This window comes from Leifsonia sp. SIMBA_070 (genome assembly GCF_046534635.1).
Lineage (GTDB): Bacteria > Actinomycetota > Actinomycetes > Actinomycetales > Microbacteriaceae > Leifsonia.
Genome location: NZ_JAWRYK010000001.1, coordinates 2,804,058 through 2,823,308, shown reverse-complemented (window position 1 = coordinate 2,823,308; position 19,251 = coordinate 2,804,058). Strand labels below are relative to the sequence as shown.

17 protein-coding genes are annotated in these 19,251 nt (G+C 69.9%); 11 read left to right on the top strand and 6 right to left on the bottom strand.

Features of this window, described 5'->3' with window-relative positions; genetic code table 11:
- Window positions 1-11 precede the first annotated feature (11 nt).
- On the bottom strand, window positions 12-749 hold the full coding sequence (locus SB754_RS13380) for a MerR family transcriptional regulator (protein ID WP_410782794.1): 738 nt from the start codon (window positions 747-749) through the stop codon (window positions 12-14).
- Between the two features lie 61 nt (window positions 750-810).
- Between SB754_RS13380 and SB754_RS13375 the strand changes: the two genes are divergently transcribed.
- Both SB754_RS13375 and SB754_RS13370 read left to right on the top strand, forming a co-directional pair.
- The gene (locus SB754_RS13375) at window positions 811-1,251 is read left to right on the top strand and encodes a DUF6194 family protein (protein WP_410782793.1); all 441 of its coding nucleotides are present in this window, start codon (window positions 811-813) and stop codon (window positions 1,249-1,251) included.
- Window positions 1,252-1,255: 4 nt separating this feature from the next.
- Window positions 1,256-1,798: a putative immunity protein gene (locus SB754_RS13370; RefSeq protein WP_410782792.1), complete on the top strand. Its 543-nt coding sequence runs from the start codon at window positions 1,256-1,258 to the stop codon at window positions 1,796-1,798.
- A gap of 53 nt (window positions 1,799-1,851) precedes the next feature.
- On the opposite strand, the gene SB754_RS13365 is transcribed toward SB754_RS13370, so the two are convergent.
- Genes SB754_RS13365 through SB754_RS13350 form a run of 4 tightly spaced genes read right to left on the bottom strand, consistent with a single transcriptional unit; the run spans window position 1,852 to window position 7,828 of the window.
- On the bottom strand, window positions 1,852-3,948 hold the full coding sequence (locus tag SB754_RS13365) for a DUF6259 domain-containing protein (RefSeq protein ID WP_410782791.1): 2,097 nt from the start codon (window positions 3,946-3,948) through the stop codon (window positions 1,852-1,854).
- Between the two features lie 6 nt (window positions 3,949-3,954).
- Window positions 3,955-5,019 (bottom strand): sugar kinase, encoded by a 1,065-nt coding sequence (locus SB754_RS13360; protein ID WP_410782790.1) that lies wholly within the window; start codon window positions 5,017-5,019, stop codon window positions 3,955-3,957.
- Entirely contained in the window at window positions 5,016-5,678 is a 663-nt protein-coding gene (locus SB754_RS13355; protein WP_410782789.1) for a bifunctional 4-hydroxy-2-oxoglutarate aldolase/2-dehydro-3-deoxy-phosphogluconate aldolase, read from the bottom strand. Before SB754_RS13355 ends, SB754_RS13360 begins: the two co-directional genes overlap by 4 nt.
- A gap of 2 nt (window positions 5,679-5,680) precedes the next feature.
- Window positions 5,681-7,828 (bottom strand): chitobiase/beta-hexosaminidase C-terminal domain-containing protein, encoded by a 2,148-nt coding sequence (locus SB754_RS13350; RefSeq protein WP_410782788.1) that lies wholly within the window; start codon window positions 7,826-7,828, stop codon window positions 5,681-5,683.
- 404 nt (window positions 7,829-8,232) lie between these two features.
- Here SB754_RS13350 and SB754_RS13345 point away from each other — a divergent pair, with 404 nt between their 5' ends.
- Together SB754_RS13345 and SB754_RS13340 are read left to right on the top strand one after the other, a co-directional pair.
- Window positions 8,233-9,990: a fascin domain-containing protein gene (locus SB754_RS13345; protein WP_410782787.1), complete on the top strand. Its 1,758-nt coding sequence runs from the start codon at window positions 8,233-8,235 to the stop codon at window positions 9,988-9,990.
- 138 nt (window positions 9,991-10,128) lie between these two features.
- Window positions 10,129-10,662: an AAA family ATPase gene (locus SB754_RS13340; RefSeq protein WP_410782786.1), complete on the top strand. Its 534-nt coding sequence runs from the start codon at window positions 10,129-10,131 to the stop codon at window positions 10,660-10,662.
- Between the two features lie 57 nt (window positions 10,663-10,719).
- Here SB754_RS13340 and SB754_RS13335 read toward each other — a convergent pair whose 3' ends face one another.
- On the bottom strand, window positions 10,720-11,751 hold the full coding sequence (locus SB754_RS13335) for a LacI family DNA-binding transcriptional regulator (protein WP_410782785.1): 1,032 nt from the start codon (window positions 11,749-11,751) through the stop codon (window positions 10,720-10,722).
- A 335-nt stretch (window positions 11,752-12,086) separates the two neighbouring features.
- Here SB754_RS13335 and SB754_RS13330 point away from each other — a divergent pair, with 335 nt between their 5' ends.
- The 7 genes from SB754_RS13330 (at window position 12,087) to SB754_RS13300 (ending at window position 19,239) form a co-directional block, all read left to right on the top strand.
- Complete coding sequence (locus SB754_RS13330; protein WP_410782784.1) at window positions 12,087-13,448, top strand: extracellular solute-binding protein; 1,362 nt, start codon at window positions 12,087-12,089, stop codon at window positions 13,446-13,448.
- A 67-nt stretch (window positions 13,449-13,515) separates the two neighbouring features.
- A complete protein-coding gene (locus SB754_RS13325; RefSeq protein WP_410782783.1) occupies window positions 13,516-14,478 on the top strand; it encodes a carbohydrate ABC transporter permease in 963 nt (320 codons plus the stop codon).
- Window positions 14,478-15,458 (top strand): carbohydrate ABC transporter permease, encoded by a 981-nt coding sequence (locus SB754_RS13320; RefSeq protein ID WP_410782782.1) that lies wholly within the window; start codon window positions 14,478-14,480, stop codon window positions 15,456-15,458. The genes SB754_RS13325 and SB754_RS13320 overlap by 1 nt, the downstream gene beginning before the upstream one ends.
- 8 nt (window positions 15,459-15,466) lie before the next feature.
- Window positions 15,467-16,363 carry an NAD-dependent epimerase/dehydratase family protein gene (locus tag SB754_RS13315; protein ID WP_410782781.1) on the top strand — a complete coding sequence of 299 codons (897 nt, stop codon included), beginning with the start codon at window positions 15,467-15,469 and terminating at the stop codon, window positions 16,361-16,363.
- The gene (locus tag SB754_RS13310; protein WP_410782780.1) at window positions 16,356-17,627 is read left to right on the top strand and encodes an enolase C-terminal domain-like protein; all 1,272 of its coding nucleotides are present in this window, start codon (window positions 16,356-16,358) and stop codon (window positions 17,625-17,627) included. Before SB754_RS13315 ends, SB754_RS13310 begins: the two co-directional genes overlap by 8 nt.
- Complete coding sequence (locus SB754_RS13305) at window positions 17,624-18,742, top strand: glycoside hydrolase family 5 protein (protein WP_410782779.1); 1,119 nt, start codon at window positions 17,624-17,626, stop codon at window positions 18,740-18,742. Before SB754_RS13310 ends, SB754_RS13305 begins: the two co-directional genes overlap by 4 nt.
- Window positions 18,743-18,759: 17 nt before the next feature.
- Window positions 18,760-19,239, top strand: coding sequence for a GNAT family N-acetyltransferase (locus SB754_RS13300; RefSeq protein WP_410782778.1), 480 nt, complete (start codon window positions 18,760-18,762; stop codon window positions 19,237-19,239).
- Window positions 19,240-19,251: the final 12 nt, after the last annotated feature.

Here is a 19,251-nt window from a genome sequence, read left to right as displayed (position 1 = left end):
GCGCACGTGAGCTATCCACGAGCGACTTCGCTCCTCTCCGACTTCCCGAGCAGGAACGCGTGCAGGTGCCCGGCCGCTTCGAGCAGCGCAACGCTCCGACGGGTCAGGTCGGCCAGGCGCGCGTCGAGGAGCCGCGACGCACCGACGCCGGACCGACCGGTCCTGAGCTGGTCGAGCACGCGGCCGATGGTGGGGATCGGGTACGCGCCTTCGCGCAGCACGGCGACGAGCCGGGCCTGGGCGATCGCGCCGGCTCCGTAGCTGCGGGCGCCGGTGACGAGGCGGCCGGGCGCGACGAGCCCCTCGTGCTCCCAGTGGCGCAGCGCGGACGGCCGCACCCCGAGCGCGTCAGCGAGTTCGCCGATGGTCATCGCGTCGTCGGCGGCGAAGACGTCGCCCGAATCCCCGAGGACGGCCTCCATGGCCCGACGCGCTCCGCGGACGCGTGCACGTGCCCCGGCGAGCGTCGCATGCAGCTCATCGATACTCTCTGCGACCTCGTCGATCGGCGCTGCGACCAGTCGGGGCATCAGCCGTCGGGCCGGCACCGGACCGACGGAGGCCGCCAGCGCCCGGTACGCCCGGAGGGTGACGAGGTGCTCCCGACGGTAGCGACGGTAGCCGTTCGCGCCACGTGCGGCTTCCGGGATGACGCCGAGCCGCTCCAAGTCCCGGACCTGCTGCGCGGAGTATCCCACCTGCCGACCGAGCTCGACGGTCGTGAACAGCTGCTCTGGAGGGTTTGCCACGTGATTTCCTCGTATTTCGGGGGAGAAGTCCACATAAGCACTTCAGCCTCATCCTGGGAACATGGACATGCAGCAGATCATCGAAGCAGTCAGGAGGTTCGAGGGCGCGCTGGTCGTTCAGCCCGACGAGGGGAGCGGTCTCCCGGAGCTCGCCTGGGGCGACGCGTTCTTCTACTACGCGCCCGACGGGGTCATGCCCGAGCGCACGCAGCCCTACGGCACCATCGTCACCAAGAACTATCCCGAGGACACCCGGTCGGACCTCGACCGTCCCGGCCGGTTCCGGGTCAACATCCACGTCGGTCGGGACGCGATGCGCCTCGTGGAGGGCGACGACCCTTCTGAGGCGGACACCTTCGTGGCGCATCCACTGTATGGAGAGGCGGGCTGGGTGGCGGTGGTCGACCCCGGGTCCCGGACCGCCGACCGTGTTCTGGCGTTGCTCTCCGACGCCCATGACGCCGCGCGGGCTCGAGCGCTGCGCCGCCAGGAGCGGAGGTGAACCGATGGCCTCCCCTCAGACCCTGACCCTCCCGGACCGGAGGGTGCTGGCCGCGTGGGCGGCGGACTGCGCGGAGCGGGTCCTCCCGGTGTTCGAGGCCGAAGCGGCCGACGACGACCGGCCCCGCGATGCCATCGCCCGGGCTCGCGCCTTCGCGCGCGGCGAGCTGGCCGCCGCCGGCGAGATCAGCCGGCGCTTCGTCGCGGGACGCGCCGCCCGCTCGGCGAGCAGTCCCGCGGCGAAGGCGGCAGCCCGCGCGGCAGGACAAGCGGCGGGCGTCGCGCACATGGGGGCGCACGCCCTCGGCGCCGCGGCCTACGCGGCGCACGCCGTCGCCCTTGCTCACCCGGAAGACCCGGATGCCGCCGAGAAGGAGGTCGCCTGGCAGCTGGAGCGGTTGTCCGTGCCGGGCAGAGACGCCCTCGGTCGCCTCCCGCGGCTCGGCGAGGACTCCGCCGGGCCGCTCGGTGCGGGCCTCCTGGCTTCCGGCGAGTTGGGGAGGATCATCCGCGAAATTCAGGACCGCCTCGCGCAGCGGCAGGCATGACGATCGAGCGCTGCGGCGCCCGCTTCACCCACGTGGAGCAACCCGGGTCCGGATCAGGCGCGGACGATCACCGCGGCGCTGCGCGGCGGCAGAGTCACCCGGCCGTCCGTGTCGGACCACTCGTCGTCATCGACGGCGCGGACACGGTATGAGTCCGGCGCGCCATCCATCCTGACGGTCCAGGTCACCGGGGCAGTCCCGTAGTTGGCGACGCACACCGCCAGACTTCCATCGGCGGCGCTGAACACGGTGTACGGATGCGCGATGCTGCCCGCCTCATCCGTGACGGTCGCACCGATGGTGTCCGAGAAGCGCCCGTCCCACACCCACTTCCGGGCGGCGACGCGGAGCTCGTGCATGCGCCGGTTGTAGGCGACGGTCGCCGGGAAGTCCGTGAGCCGACCTGTGAAGTTGTACGGCTCCAGGCTGACGATGTATCGGTACAGCAGGGCCTGGTTCACCATGTTGCGGTCGTCGAATCCGGTGACGGCCGTCATCATCTGCTGCGCAGGAGCCGTGTAGCGGTGAAGCGGGAGATGGTGTCGGTTCTCGCTCCGGTGGTACGACAGTCCGTAGGCCTCGAACTCCCGGTCGTAGACGGCCTCGCCGGCGAAGAGGAAGTCCGGTCGATCGCCGAGCCTCTCGCGGAAGCGCCGGACCAGCTCGAGGTCATTGGCGTACGTCGGCGCTCCGTACCGGTGGCCGTGCGACTCGTCGAAGCAGCACCAGGACGGCAAGTGATGCAGGCACTCGTCGTAGAGGATGCCGTCGGCGCCGAGCGCCACCAGGACGTCGAACTGGCGCAGGCACTCCTCCAGGTACGCTTCGGACAGGAAACACATCGTCACCAGCCGGCGCGTGTTGATATCCAACAGCTGCGTCGCCGTCTCGTACCGGTAGCCGGGGTACAGGTAGTAGTCGCCGTAGGGATCCTTGACCGCGTGCTGCAGCCACGTGGTCGTGAAGTCGTCACGAGAGCGGTCGGCCCAGTTGAACTTGGCGAAGAGGACGACTCGCACTCCGAGCGCCTGGATATCGGCGATCGCCTGCCTGAGCTCGTCGAAGCCGCCCAGCCGGGAGTCGGGCCAGTGGGAGGGGTTGCCGCGATCCTGCCCACCCTCGTTGAAGCCGACCAGCTGGATCGCGCTGACTCCTGCCGCGGCCGCCTCCCTCCCGACCTCCACCAGCTCGGAGAACGACAAGCGCAGCTCGTCCTCGGGGGAGTTGAGCTGCAGCTGCTGCCACGTGTGGGGTTCCTGCGCCCATGCGGGCACGGCCGCTGGTGCGAACCAGGTTTCGCGCCACCGGGAGTAGACATCGGCTCCGGCGTGCCAGTCGCCCTCGTAGAACTCCAGGGCAAGCGGGACGAGAGTCCGGGACTGCCCGGCGAGAAGGTACGGGATGTGCACCGCTGCGAACCGCGTGCGGACCGGGACGCCGGCGAGCTCGTCGGTCAACGGCACACTGGCCTCGAGCGAGTCGGCGTAGCCCGGCCACAGTTCGGCATGCCACGCGACGAACTCGACCGTCGGCTCCTCGACGCCGACGTAGAGGCCCTGGCCGTCGGACTGGAGCAGCGTGTACGGGACCACCGGCGTGCCGTATCCCGCCATCCACTGCTGCGCCAGCTGCGTAGGGACGTCGACCCCGTGGTAGCCGGCCGAGTTCTGGAACTGCGGCCACATCGGCTGGGCCATCCCGGACCCGTAGTCGTGGCGGTAGGCGGTCAGCGTGCCGTCGACGGTCGGTGGCCGAAGGTCGCCGAGCACGGGCGCGTAGACGTTCTCCACCACGAGCGGGGAGCGGTTGTCGATGGTGGTCCGGACCACGAGCCGTCCGTCGGTCAACTCGTACGCCTGCCGGACTCCGATGTCGTGGGCGCCCCCGTGCTCGCTCACGACGCTGCGCCAGGTGAAGGCGACCGTCGTCTCGGTGTGCTCCACGGACGGCGGCCGTTGAGCGGTGCCCTCCACCACGTTGTTGCGGCGACCGTCGAGAGGGACGAGAAGGCGGAACGCGGAGCCGAGCTCCGGACGAGCGACCACGTTCCAGCCGCGTTCGTTCACCAGTCCGGTCAGCGCGCCGGTGGCGCCGTCGAAGGTGGCCCGTGTCCGGCCGTCGTCCAAAACGATTGTGCGGGTGTTCGTCATCGGGACTCAGATCGGTCCTGCGGAGCCGGTGCGCTCCTGAAGCCAGGGAGGTGCTCCAGCGGCTCCGCCTCCCTGCGGTGCCACGATCCAGCGGGCCCACTCGTCGTCGGCGACCTGCGCGATGCGGTCGCACTCTTCGGGCGAGGGGACGGTGTCGGGGCGGTCGCCGCGGCTGATCAGGGCGAGCGATGCCAGCGCGTGCCCGAGGCGGAGCGGCGCGACGCCGTCGAGTCCGCGCGCGAGGGCGCCGAGGTAGCCGGCGGCGAAGGCGTCACCGGCGCCGACCGGCTCCACCACGTCGACCCGGAGGCACGGCACGTGCGTCTCGGTCCCGGTGCGGGTGTAGGCGGAGGCGCGGAGCGCGTCGTCCTTGACGACGACGGTGTGCAGGCGAGGATGCTCCTCGAGCAACCGCCACGGGTCGCCGTGGCCGAAGAACTCCTCGGCCTCGTCGCGTCCGGTGAAGAGGAGGTCGGCCTGGGCGATCAGCGCGCGGAGCGGTTCGGCATCCCGGTCCCGCCACAGTTGCGGGCGGTAGTTGAGGTCGACGCTGAACGTGGCCCCTGGCCGGAGGAGGCCGCGGAGGCCGGCCGCGGCGGCAGCGGCGGTGGGGGAGAGCGCGGCGGTGATGCCGGTGGTGTGCACCGCTGAGGCGCCCCGCAGAAGCCGGACGGCTTCGGGTGCGCGCAGGTCCTCGGGCGCGAGGGCGGAGGCCGCGGATTCGCGGCGGTAGTAGTGCATCCTGGTCCGCGCCCCGGCGTCGCCGACCGTCGTCTCCTTCACGTAGATCCCGGTGGGGCGGGACGGGTCGCGCTCGACCGCGGACGTGTCGACGCCCGCTCGGGATGCCGTGGCCAGGATGCGGTCGCCGAACCCGTCCGCGCCCAGCCGGGAGATCCAGGACGAGCGGACGCCGAGGCGCGCCACTGTCGTCGCGACGTTCAGCTCCGCGCCGCCGACGTCCGAGTCGAACGTGTCCGCGGTCGCGAGCGGCGCGTGGTCGTGCGGGTAGAGAACGACCATCGCCTCGCCGACGGTGACCACCGCGGGTTCGCCTCCCGAATGGATCATCGGATCGCTCGTGCTCGTCCGGCGAGCTCGCCGCCGGCGGCTGCGGCGGCCGCGGCGGCGAAGAGACGCGCCCGCTCCGTCACGGCGTCCCAATCGCCGGCTTCGATGTCGGAGGCGCTCACGACGCTCGATCCGGCGGTCGCCGCGAGCGCTCCGGCCGCCGTCCATGCGCCGGCGTTCGACGCATCCAGCCCGCCGGACGGGACGAACGGCACGGTGGGGAACGGACCGCGCAGGTCGCGCAGATACCCCGGGCCGACGAGCGAGGCGGGGAAGATCTTGACGGCATCCGCGCCCAGCTCCACCGCCCGCATCACCTCGCTGGGACTCAGCGCACCGAGCAGGAGCGGGATGCCCGCCTCGCGCGCGACGGCGGCCACCCGCTCCTGCAGGCCGGGAGTGACCAGGAACCGCGCGCCTGCCGCGATCGCCCGCTCGGCGGCGCCCTGATCGGTGACCGTCCCGGCGCCCACGAGGGCATCGTGGGCGCCGGCGGTCGCCTCGCTGATGACACGCTCCACCCCGGGGGTCGTGAACGTGAACTCGACCGTCCGGATCCCCCCGTGCGAGAGGGCCCGGCAGAGGGCGACAGGGTCGTCGATCCTCGGCGCGCGGATGACGGCGAGCGCCCGGTCCTGGTGGAGCGTGTCGATCAGCATGCTCAGCCCTGCTGCAGCGACAGGTAGAACACGTCCTCGTTCTCCGTCTGGTTGAGGTCGTGCACCGTCGGGTCGGCGTCGATGATCGGCACCTCCACCTGGATGGTGTTCTTGCCGGTGCTCTTCCAGGTGAGCGGCGTGGTGTTGCCGAACAGGTCGACGCGGTTGAGGGACTTCAGGTCGTGGACGTTGCGCAGGGTCACGGTCATCGTCGGGTCACCGAAGTTCAGGTGGATGGTGTCACCCGTGTTCTGGTCCTCGAAGATGTCCGCCTGGTTCTGCCGCTTCAGGTCGATCGCCAGCACGACGCGGTTGCCATCGAGCCGGAAGCCGTTCGCCGTCGACAGTGCCTCGTTCAGCTCCGGCTTCAGCCCGGGCGTCGTGGTGAAGTCGTCGTAGACCTCCGCCTTGCTGCCGCGGAGGAGGTTGGCGAGCGTCACCAGCGTCTTGCCCTTGGTGCTCAGGCCGTCACCGCTGCGGATCGTGCGGTTGTAGCCGAAGGCTGCGGGATCGTTGGGCGACCAGTCGGCGAAGTAGATCAGCTTGGTCTGGTCGATGTTCGTCCCGCCCTTCGACAGCTCCCACTGGAAGACCCGCGGATAGATGTCGGCGATGAACTTGTCCTCGGTCGTGAAGCCGATCTCCGTCTGCCAGACAGACGGATTCTTGATGCCGCGCTTCTGAGCCGCCGCGTAGATCGTCTGCATCGTCCCGATCGGCATGTAGTGCATGTCGTAGACGTCGATGCTCTTCCAGGCGTTCCACTTGTCCAGCAGCGCGATGTACTCGCTGAGCGGTGCGCCGCAGATCCAGCCGCCGTAGACCAGCTTCACTCCGGCCGCGTGGATGACCTTGGCCGCGGGGAGCTGGATGTCCTGCATGTACTGGTCCATGCCGCCCTCCCAGAAGCCGGAGCCCGGGTAGGCCTCGTTCCACACCTGGAAGTAGGTGATCCCGAGCGGCTTGAGCGTGTCCACGGCGAGCTTCACGAAGGCGGTCCAGTCGGCCGGGTCCTGCGGGGGAGTGCGGCCGATGTTCGTCTGGACGTTCTCCGTCGAGAGCACGACGCCCTTCGCGTCCTTGGTGACGAGCTGGCGCGTGAAGTTGCCGTTCTGCTCCGAAATCACGGGGCCGTAGACGTACGTCTTCCCGTGGAAGTCGTACGTGTAGCCGGTGCGGTTGGCTGCCCAGCCCGCGGTGTAGTCGAGCACGGGCAGGATCGTCTCGCCGTGCGCCTTCGCCTCGGTGAACTGCCGGACGTACTCGGCCAGAGCGGCCTTGTCGATCTGGCCCTTGGCCGGCTCGACGGTGCCCCAGTCGAAGTCCTGACGCGACCACTGCACGCCGGCCGTCAGACCGGTGGTGCCGGCCTGGTTGATGCCGGCGAACGCGCGGAACGGCTCGGTGAGGACGTACGGGAGGTCGGAGACCGCGCTCGGCGCGCCGGTCGACGAGATCGCGACCGCCTTGACGTCCGTGTCGGCCGTGATGGTGATCGGCTTGGTGTACGTCTTCGCCGTAGCGGACGTCGTCGGGTCTGAGCCGTCGGTCGTGTAGGCGATGCACGCACCGGCCGTCGCGCTCGACAGCTTCACCGCATCCCCGGCCTGAATGGCACCGGCCCCCGGGGTGGCCTTCACCACCGCGGGTGGCGTGGAGAGCTGCGTCGTGACCGACGCCTTCAGCGTGCCGGGAACCCACCAGGTCGACACGGAGTCGTCCACGAAGAGGATGTCATCGCCGGCCGCCGCCGTGACGTTCAGGTCGAAGGTCGTCGAGGTGCCCGTGTAGGTGAAGAGCTGGGTGAAGGCACTCGGGCTGCCGATGGTGTCCGGGTCTCCGTCGTGCGAGAGCAGTACGCGGAAGCGACCGCCCGGGGAGGTGAACGAACCGGAGATGTGCACGTTCTTGCCGTCGGCGACCGCAGGAACGGTGTACGTCTCGGCGATCGACCGGTAGTCGGTGCCGATCGAGCCGTCGGCCTTCACGAACCAGGCGTGCTCCGGCTTGTTGGTGTCGGCCGCCCACTCGTCCGCAGCGAAGGCTCCGGTTCCGCCCTTCTGAAGCAGGCCGACCGCGTCGCCGTCGATGGATTCGTAGGACCAGCGTCCGGCGCCCACGACGTTGGAGTCGAGGCGGTAGTCGGTCACGTTGTCGGTCGTGGGGTTGGCCGTGGCGGCGGGGCAGTCCGCCGGCGGCTTCGCGGCGGCTGATGCGCCCCCTCCGCGCGAACCATTCTGCGCAAATGCTTGCGCGGAGGTCGGAATCGCGACGACGCCAAGCATGACCAGCGCGGTCGCGATCGATAACGATCGAATCTTCACCTGTGAACTCCATCGTTCGAAATGGGATGCCGAGGCGCGGAATCGCGCGGCCCGGCCAGGTTAGGCCCGCGGCGATGGGAGTGTCAATCGCGGATTCGCGCCGCACGGATCTCAGTGCGGGGGACTTGCGCGGATGGCCGGATTGCCCCATCCTGTGCTGTGCAAGCGATTGCGCTGCAACAGCCTCACGACGACGTGTGCGCGCCGTGACGAATTCGGGAGTCACGAACATGAACGAACCTGCGCCCATCCCGCGGCGGACCTTCCTCGGCGCAGCCGCTGCTGCTGCGGCGACCGCCTCCCTCGCCCTCGCGGCCGGCGGACCGCCGCTCAGGGCATCGGCGGGACCACTCGGCGTGCGCCCGCTGACCGACTCCCCGAACGCGTCGCCGGACGGCACGACCATCCCCTCGGCGACGTCGATCATCGACAACGGCGGCAACACGTGGACGCTCTCCAACGGCGTCGTCTACCGGAACGGCGCCACGGTCGGCAACACCTACAACGTGACCGTGGTGCTCTGGTACGGCGGGATGGTCTACCACCGCGGCACCGGCGGCCAGTGGTACGTCTGCCCCAACGGCGTCTGGCTGAAGGTCACCGACCCGCGGATCCCGCTGTCCGCCCCGGCCGGCCTGATGTACGGCATCAACACCCACCACGACACTGCGCTCTCGCCGACGGACATCGCCGCCGCATTGGGCGCGCTCGGAGCTACGATGCTGCGCGTCAACACCGGGGCCGACGCCGGCACGATCGCCGACGCGGCAGCGATCGCTCAACGGGTGATCGCCGCGGGGAAGACGGTGCTCCCGGTGATCGACGCCGGACTCCAGGACCAGAACCACAACCTCCTCTTCAGTTCCGAGTCCCAGGCGTACGCGGCCGCGAAGGATGTCGCCGTGCGGGTGGCGACGGCCATGGCCCCGCTCGGCGTCACCATGTACGAGTGCGGGAACGAGCTCACCCGCGACCCGTACGTCGTCGCCGCGGATCACACCAACGACGCGGGTACGAAGGCCGTCGACTGGGACAACGGCACCTGGCCGATCATGCGCGGCTTCATGCTGGGCCTCATCGACGGGGTCAAGCAGGTGCAGCCCTCGGCGCTGTGCGGCATCAACTTCTGCCGGTCGGACATCGGCGCCGCGGACGCCCTCTGGGATGGTCTGCAGCCGGACGGCTCTGGAGGCTACACCCCGGTGCGCTGGGACATCACCACGTGGCACAACTACGAGGGGGATGGTGACCTCTTCCGCATCGGCACCGACGGAGCCGGCCCGTCGTTCAACCTCCCCGTCTACGCCAAGGCGCGGTACGGCACGCCGTTCATGGTGACGGAGTGGAACTCGGACCCGAATCAGACACTTGCTCACCGTGCGTCCTACATCCCGACGCAGCTCGACGAGTTCCGGACCGCCCGGACCACCGTCGGGCTCCAATCGGCGATGTACTACGACCTCGACGAGGGCACCAAGTGGGGAGTGACAGAGGGGGACGGCACTCCGCTCGACCCGCCCTACTCCGCCTATCAGGACTACGTGTTCGCCCACCCGGACGGCGTCGCGAACCCGGCTCCGATCGGCTCGACGATCTCGTTGAAGGCGTCCAACGGTCTGTACGTCAGCGCACGCAAGCAGGACGACGGCACCGCACCGCTGGCCGCTGTCGCCACCGTCGTCGACTCCTGGGAGCGTTTCACGGTCGTCGATGCAGCTGACGGGATGATCGGCCTGCGCGCCGAGGCGAACGACGGCTACGTCAGCGCGTGGCTGGCGACCGCCGGCTCGCCGCTGATCGCCGGCGTCACCGTGCTCGACGACTGGGAGACCTTCCGCTGGGTCCCGACGGGCGACGGCGGCGTCGGCCTCCTCTCGCTCGCCGCCGGCGACTTCGCGAGCGCGCAGGAGAACACGGCAGGTGTTCCGGTGCAGGCGAGCGCGCCCCGGCTGCTGGGCTGGGAGACGTTCCAGTGGGCGACCGCGTGAGCCTCCCGCCGTCGGCCGAGTAGCGACATCACGTCACCACTCGCCCCGAATTCGGGCACCCACTCACCACTCGAGCCGCGGGACTGCCGAACCCGGCCACCACGGCTCGGCTCGAGTGCGTTCGGTATGGTTTCGCGTATGACCCGTCTTGCTTACGACGCCGTGTGGATCAACGGAAGCGTCGGCGCGGGCAAAACCACGGCCGCGGACCAGCTGGGTGAAGAGCTTGAGAAGCGCGGCGTTCCGGGTGCGGTGATCGACGTCGACTGGCTCCGCCGCGCCTGGCCAGCTCCACGAGAAGACCCGTTCCAGTTCGAACTGGCCGTGGCGAACATGAGGGCCGTCGCCGCGCAGTTGCGTGCTCGTGGCGCGCAGGTGATCGTGGCTGCCGGCGTGGTGGAGACAGCCGAGCAGTTCGACCGCTGCGTGGCGGCACTCGGATCCGGGAACCCGCTGCTGGTGCGACTGGTTTTGGACACCGACGTGGCATTGGCTCGGCTCGGGATTCGGCACGGCGAGAACGCACGAGACCTTGAGTGGCATGAAAGACGACATCCGGAACTGGCCGGGATCCTCGAACGCGCGCAGTTCGCGGAAGAGCTGGTTCTCGACACCACCAGTCTTGCCGCCACGGATATCGCCGTGAGGATCGCGGACCGACTCACCAACTGACGGTGCCGTCGCACGCAAGGGATCCGGCTGGCTCACCGAGGACGAGCGCGTGAGCGCTCAGAGCACGTCGTAGGGCTCGAGCGTCGGGCCGACCGTGGAGCGCCCCGCGATGAACTTCGGCTCCACGTACTCGATGCCCGGCTCGCCGTCTCCACCGATCGCCGCGAGCAGGCGCTCGGCAGCTCTCTCGCCGACCTTGGTCAGCTGCGGGTCGAAGGTGGTGAGCGGGTCGTCGGGGCGGGCGACCCCGGCGAGACGGTTGTCGTAGCCGACGATCGCGATGTCATCGGGCACTCGGATGCCGTGACGGTGGAAGGTCGCGAACAGTCCGATGGCGATCTCGTCGTTCGCGGCGAAGATCGCGTCGACGGGCTCGCCGCTCGCGATGATCCGCTCGGCCGCGTCCGTGCCCCAGCGCTGGAGGTAGCTGCCGTAGAGGGGGCCGCCCAGAGCCGGCCGCATCCCTGCGGACTCCATCGCGTCGGCGAAGCCGGCGGCGCGGGCATCGACGGCCGGCTCGTGGACGGCAGCCGTCACGTGCGCGACGTGCCGGCGGCCGAGGCCGATCAGGTGCTCGGCGGCGATCCGGCCGGCGCCGCGGTTGTCCGGCGCGACGACGTAGTCGGTCTCGGGCGTGGCGGACGAGGAGGCGAACACGACGGGGACCGCGAAGTCATCGGACAGGACGAGGCTCGCCCGGTTGGGGTCGTCGCCGACGACGAGGATGCCGTCGATGCGGCGCGACCGCAGCCGCTTGAGGTAGTCGGTGAGGACGCGCGGCGTGCCGTGCGCGTCGAGCGTGACCGCCGCGATGTTCTCTCGACCGAGCAGGTCGGTGGCGCCGACGATGAGCGGCATGCTGAAGCGGCCCTGCCCGTGCTCGGCGAGGACGCCGACGATGAAGCTGCGGCCCGTCACGAACGACCGGGCGATCATGTCCGGCTGGAACTGGAGGCGCTCCGCGGTCGCGATCACCTTGGCCCGCGTCTCGGGCGACACGCGGCCGACCCCCCCGAGGGCGCGGGACGCCGTGGTCAGCGAGACGCCCGCCGCGCGAGCGACGTCGCTCATGCTGGCCCGCTTGGTCATGCATCCTCCTCGAGAACGGCGCTCACCCTACGCTAGTGGCACGGGCAAATGCGCGTCACCCGAGTGTAAGCGATTCCGCGAGGTGGCCCGCGGAGGGCCCGGCCGCGCGAGGCGGATGTGGACCCAACGGCGCGGCCCAGCGCAAACTCTTCCATCGGGCCTCAGCCAATCCAGCAGCGCAAAGACGCCGAATTGCGCAATTGATTGCGCAATTCAGATTTTCGCTTGCTTGCGGCGTCGGGATGAGGCAGACTGCGGATGCGAAAGCATTTGCGCCATCCATTTCACACCCGGAGAATCGCGGCCGCTCACGCCGCAGCAATCAAGGAGTTTCAATGATGAAACCATCACGTCAGGCGACCGTCGCCGTAGTGACCGGCGTCGCCGTGCTCGCCGCGCTGGTCGGATGCTCGAGTTCGCCGTCGAGCAGCGACAACGGCAAGGTCTCGATCACGATCGGCGACCGGCCCCCGTCCTCCGACAAGGACAACCGCGCCTACTACGACAGCCAGGTGAAGGCCTTCGAGAAGGCCAACCCCACCATCGACCTCAAGCCCACGGAGACCGCCTGGGACGCCCAGACGTTCCAGGCCCTGGTCGCCGGCGGCAACCTGCCCGACGTTCAGAGCGTGCCGTTCACCGAGCCGCAGGGGCTGATCGCCCGCAAGCAGGTCGCCGACCTCTCCGACGCGCTCAAGGAGACCAAGCTGATCAGTCAGCTCAACCCGACCGTCCTCAAGGTCGCCCAGGACAGCAGTGGCAAGACCTATGGCGTCCCCACGTCGGCCTACTCGGTCGGCCTCATCTACAACCGCGACCTGTTCACCAAGGCCGGGCTCGACCCCGACAAGCCGCCGACGACGTGGGACGAGGTGCGCACCGACGCGAAGCAGATCGCCGAGAAGACCGGCGCCGTCGGCTACGCCCAGCTCAGCACCAAGGGCCAGGGCGGCTGGATGTTCACCACCCAGACGTACGCCTTCGGCGGCACGGTCGAGAACGCGGACGGCACGAAGGTGACCTTCGATGACACGCCCTCGCAGAACGCGCTGAAGACGGTGCACGACATGCGGTGGACCGACCAGTCGATGGGAACGACGTCCCTCTGGGACCTCGACAGCATGGCCCAGCAGTTCGCGGCAGGCAAGGTCGGTATGTTCATGTCGGCGCCCGACCAGTACTCGGCCTCGGTCGTGACCAACGGGATGGACCCGAAGCTGCTCGGCGTCGGCGGGCTCCCGCAGAGCGGCGGCGAGCACGGCACACTCTCCGGAGGCTCGGTGCAGGTCGTCAGCCCCAAGGCGACGGAGCAGGAGAAGGTCGCAGCGCTCAAGTGGATCGAGTTCTACTACCTGAACAAGTACCGCGACGAGGACACCGCCGTGGCGACGGCCAAGGCCTCCGCGGCCGACAAGCAGCCGGTCGGCCTCCCCGGACTGCCCGTCCTCAGCGCAGGACAGCAGGCGAAGTACGACGCGTGGATCAAGCCGTACGTGAACGTGCCGATCGACAACTTCGCGCCGTACGTGAAGGTCGCCGCTGACCAGAAGATCATCCCGGAGCCGGCTGCCCAGGCACAGGAGGTCTACGCTGCCCTCGACCCGGTGGTGCAGGCTGTGCTCACGGATCAGAACGCCGACATCCCGTCGCTGCTGAAGAAGGCGGCGAGCACGGTCCAAGCGAAACTCGGCCGTTGATCGCCGGCGGTCCGGCGCTCACGGTCAGCCGTGGGCGCCGGGCCGCGAAGTCCCGTAAGGAGTGACCATGGTGATCAGGGAGCAGGCCCCCACCATCCCCGATGCCCGGCCGGCGCGGCCGGCGCGGCCGCAGACCCGGCGTCCCCACCGGCTGATCGTCTGGTACCGGCAGGGCGGCCTCACCGTCGTCCTGTTCGCGGTGCCGATCGTTCTGATCTTCCTCTACTTCTCGTGGGGGCCGATCGTCAACGGGCTCGTGATGAGCCTCCAGAAGACCAATCTCGTCGACCCCGCGCAGTGGGTCGGGCTGAGCAACTTCACCTACGTGCTCGCCGACCCGTCGCTGGGGCAGGCGACGCTCAACACCCTCTACTTCACGCTGCTGGCGATCGTGTTCGGCTTCCCGCTGCCGATCTTCCTCGCGGTGTTCATGGCGGAGCTCAAGGGCCGCTCCTGGCTCTACACGACGCTCGCCTACCTCCCCGTGATCGTGCCGCCGGTGGTCGCGATCCTGCTGTGGAAGGTGTTCTACGACTCGTCGCCCAGCGGGCTGTTCAACTCGATCCTCGGTCTGGTCGGCATCCCGCCGCAGCCCTGGCTCGACTCGCCCGCGACGGCCATGCCCTCCATCGTCCTGGAGGCGACCTGGGCCGGGGCGGGGAGCGCGGTGATCATCTACCTGGCCGCGCTGACATCCGTCAGGGCAGAGCTCTACGAGGCCGCGGAGCTCGACGGCTCGGGCATCTGGTCGCGGGTCTGGCACATCACCCTCCCGCAGATCCGCGGCATCATCCTCGTGATGCTGCTGCTGCAGGTGATCGGCACGACCCAGCTGTTCACCGAGCCGTTCCTGTTCACCGGGGGAGGCCCGCAGGGCTCGACCACCACGATCCTCCTCCTCATCTACAACTACGCGTTCGTCAGCGGCGACTACGGGGCGGCGACCGCCCTGAGCGTCCTGCTGGCGCTCGGGCTGTGCATCCTGTCCGCGGTGTACCAGCTGGCGACACGGAAATGGAGCTCCGACTGATGAGCACACTGCTGCCGGCCGACCAGCAGGCCCGGCTGGACGAACCGATCCTCCCCGAGGTCGCGGAACGCGGGCACCGCACGCGCCGCGCGCGCGACACCGGCGAGCGGAGCGTCATCTCCGCCGCCGACCGCAAGCGGCGGGGCGTGCGCGTCCCGCTGACGCTCGTGCAGATCCTGATCCTGATCGGCTTGCTGATCGCCGGGCTCGGTCCGCTGCTGTGGCTGCTGAAGGCGGCCATCTCGCCGACGCAGGACACCCTCCGCGACCCCCTGGCGCTCTTCCCGTCGGGCGTCGTCGAGTGGGACAACCTGGCGACGGCGTGGAACCAGGGCCACATCGGCTTCTACCTGGGCAACACGGCGGTGCTCGCCCTCGGCTCGATGATCGCCAACCTGTTCGTCTGCACCACCGGTGCGTACGTGCTGAGCGTGCTGCGGCCGAAGTGGGGACCGCTCCTCTCCGGTGCGATCCTCGCCACGCTGTTCATCCCGAGCATCGTGTCGCTCGTACCTCTTTATCTCACCGTGCTGAAGCTGCCGGTCATCGGAGCGGACATCACCAACACCTACTGGGCGGTGTGGCTGCCCGCAGCCGCCAGCGCGTTCAACGTGCTGGTGATCAAGCGGTTCTTCGACGCGATCCCGCGGGAGTACTTCGAGGCGGCGCGTATCGACGGCGCCGGCCACCTCCGCGTCTTCACGACGGTCGTGCTGCCGCTCTCCCGTCCGATCCTCGGCGTCGTCGCGCTGCTCGCCGTGATCGCGTCGTGGAAGGACTACCTGTGGCCGCTCCTGGTGCTGCCGAACCCGGACCTCCAGCCGGTGTCGGTCGCCCTGCCCAAGCTGGCGGCCAAGAGCGAGCTGAACATCCAGCTGGCCGGGTTGTTCCTCGCGCTGCTGATCCCGGTCGCGCTGTTCATCGTGTTCCAGCGGTCGTTCCTGCGCGGAGTGGGGATGTCGGGAGGGGTGAAGGGATGAGCGACAGGATGAGCGACCTTCCGAAACGTGTCCTGGTGACGGGCGCAGACGGGTCCATCGGCCGCGCGATCACCGGGAGGCTGGTCGAGCTGGGCGTCGACGTCACGGCCCTGTCTCTCGTGTTCGACGACGACAGCCGGGCCGACCGGACGATCGAGGGCGACGCACGCGACGAGGGCGTCGTCGCCCGCGCACTGGACGGCGCGGACGCGGTCGTGCACCTCGCCGCCATCCCGCATCCGTCGCTCGGCACGCCGGCGACCGTATTCGCGACGAACGTCGTCGCGACCTTCACCGTGCTCGCGCAGGCCGGCCAGGCGGGGGTGCGCCGGGCCGTCATCGCCAGCAGCGTGAACGCGTTCGGCGTCCCGATGAACAGCCACGACGTGCAGCCTGCCTACTATCCGCTCGACGAGGAGACCCCCGCCGACATCGACGACGCGTACTCCCTCTCGAAGCAGACCGACGAGGCGTCGGCGAGGATGGCGTGGCGCCGGTGGGGCATCGACGTGGTGGCGCTCCGGTTCCCGCTGATCAAGGACAGCGACACCCTGCGGCGTTCGGCGGCGTCCGTGGAGCGCGATCCCGCCTCCATGGCGCGCGAAGGCTGGGCCTACCTGGACATCCGGGACGGCGTCCGGGCGATCGAGCGCTCGCTGATCGCGCCGCTGAGCGGGGCGCACGTCGTGAGCCTCAGCGCGGCCGACCTGCTGATCGACCGCCCGGCCGAGGAGCTGCTGCGCACCTACGCGCCGACGGTGCCACTCCGGTCGCCTGTCGGCGAGCACGGACCGCTCGTCGACACCAGCCGCGCCCGCGACCTGCTCGGTTTCGAACCGCTGTACTCCATCCACCGGCCGGAGCCCGCCGGCGACGAACTCGAGTTGGGAGCGCTCCATGCGTGACACCGCCACGTTTCGCACCTTCGATCAACCGTGGACGGCCCCGGACGATGTGCGCATCACCGGCATCCGGACGATCGTCACCGCGCCGGAGGGCACGCCGCTCGTCGTCGTGCGCGTCGACACGGACGTGGACGGTCTGTACGGTCTCGGCTGCGCGACGTTCACGCAGCGCTGGCACGCCGTCGTCGCGTTCGTGGAGCAGCACCTCGCTCCGCTGGTGGTCGGCAGGTACCCGGGCGACATCGGCGACCTCACGCGGCTCGCGCGGTACTCCGGCTACTGGCGGGAGGGCCCGGTCGGGAACAACGCGCTCTCCGGGCTCGACATGGCCCTGTGGGACATCGCGGGCAAGCGGGCCGGCCTCCCGGTGCACGAGCTGCTCGGCGGCAAGGTGCGCGCGGCGGCCGACACCTACATCCACGCGGGTGGGCCGGACATCCGGAGCACCCTCGATCAGGCCGAGGAGTTCGTCGCGCAGGGCTGGCGGCACATCCGGCTGCAGACCGGCCAGGCCGGCATCGGCACGTACGGCGCCCCGCCGGTCGATGGTCCGGCGCGGGCAGGAGCGCCCTACCCTCACGGCTGGGACGCGCGGGCGTACCTCGCCGCGACGCCCGAGCTGTTCGAGGAGGCGCGGGTCCGGCTCGGTGACGGCGTGGAGCTGCTGCACGACGTCCACTCGCGGCTCACGCCGAAGGAGGCCGTGGTGCTGGCACGGTCGCTCGAGCCGTACCGCCTGTTCTTCCTGGAGGACGTGATCGCCCCCGAGCACTGGGACCGCCTCCCCGAGGTGCGCTCGCAGTCGCCGGTTCCGATCGCGGTCGGAGAGCTGGCGACGTCGGTGACCGACGCCGCGCGGCTCATCACCGGAGGCGGCGTCGACCTCATCCGCGCGCACATCTCGGCCATCGGCGGGCTGACGCCCGCGAAGAAGCTGGCCACGCTGGCCGAGTTCTTCGGCGTACGGACAGCGTGGCACGCGCCGGGCGACACCTCCCCGGTCGGGGCTGCGGCGAACGTCGCCGTGGATGTGACCACCAGCGCCTTCGGCATCCAGGAGGGCCACGTCTACAACGACGCCACGCACGAGGTCTTCCCGGGGACGTTGAGCATCGTCGACGGCTGGCTCACCCCGAACGAGGCGCCCGGCTGGGGCATCGACATCGACGAGGCTGCCGCTGCGCGTTTCCCGGCAGGCCTGTCCGGCCACGACGAGTGGGCCGCCGGGGTGCGCGGGCTCGACGGCGGGCTCTTCGCGCCGTGACCGATGGGCCCTCGACCGCGCACTGGCGCGGCGTCAACCTGATCGAGTTGTTCTCGACGAGCGTCCGCTGGGCGGAGGAGTTCCCCATCCGGCTGGGGCAGGGCATCCAGGAGTCCGACTTCGCGGCGCTCGCCGAACTCGGTCTGACGTATGCGCGCATCCCGCTCTCGTACCTCTGGTTCGGCATCGGACCATACGGCCGCACCATCGACCACAGCCGCTTCGCCCTGGTCGATCGCGCGGTGGAGCTGGGGCGCGCGTACGGCATCCACGTCAGCCTCAACCTCCACCGGGCGCCCGGCTACTGCGTGAACTCGCGCTCGCATTTCGACATCGCAGAGCAGGGAGACCTGTTCTCGGATCCCTCCTGTCAGGCGCTGTTCCGCGAATACTGGACGGCGCTGGCCGAGCGCTACGCCGACGTGCCGCCCGAGCAGCTCAGCTTCGACCTGCTCAACGAGCCTCCGGAGATCGACGACGCGGCCTTCGGGACCGTGTTCGGCCGGGCGGCGGAGGACATCTGGCGGGTCACCCCGGAGCGGCTGGTCGTGCTCGAAGGCTGGGACGCCGGCCTCCGCCCTCCGCCCCGGGAGTGGACGCTGCACCCGCAGGTCGTGACGTCGCTGCACCTCTACAAGCCGTTCGACATCACCCACCACGGAGCGCCCTGGGTGGCGCCGACGGCGGCGGAGCCCGTGTGGCCGCTGCGCACGGACCTCGCCTCCGCGCTCCGGGACGGCTACGTTCCGCTCCCGGGCGAGACGACCGCCACGTGGGACGCGGCGGCGATCGAGCGACTTCTGCAGCCGTGGATCGACATCGTCGACGCCGGCGGTGCGGTGCACGTCGGCGAGATGGGCGCGTACTCCGGCGCTCCGCTCGCCGTGCGGGTGGCATGGCTGGAGGCGACGCTGGGCGTCCTGGGCGAGCACGGGATCGGTTGGGCCCTCTGGAACCTGCGCGGCCCCTTCGGGCTTGCGGACACTGAGCGGGGGACCTACTCGGCTGATCCGATGGGGCCGCCGCGCTTCGAGCGGGACCTGCTCGCCGTCGTCGTGGCCGACGCGGGGTCCACCAAGTCGGTGGGCGTCCGCGGTGGCCTACCCCTCGGCTGACCCCTACCCTGGGCCGCATGGATGTGGAGGTCACCCCAGCCGTCGAAGCGGATGTCCCTGCGATCGAGCAGCTCGTCCGTGACGCGTATGAGCCGTACGTGGAGCGCATCGGCAGCAAGCCCGGCCCGCTGCTGGACGACTACAGTGCGATCGTCGCCGATGGCCGGGCGCTTGTGGCTCGGCGAGGCGGGGTGATCGTCGGGCTGCTGATTCTCTCGGTGCATGCGGACCATGTGCTCGTCGAGAACGTCGCTGTCGCCGCGTCGGACCGCGGCGCCGGCCTCGGGTCACGGCTTCTCGCCATCGCGGACGAGCATGCCCGCGCGGCCGGCGTCGGCGAGGTGCGGCTCTACACCCACGTCACGATGGTCGAGAATCTCGCGTACTACCCGCGCCGTGGATTCGTGGAGACCGGCCGTCGCACCGACAACGGATTCGAGCGGGTCTTCTTCTCCCGACGCGTCGCCCCTGAAGTTGATTCGGGCGGCGTCTACTGACGCTGCGTGAGG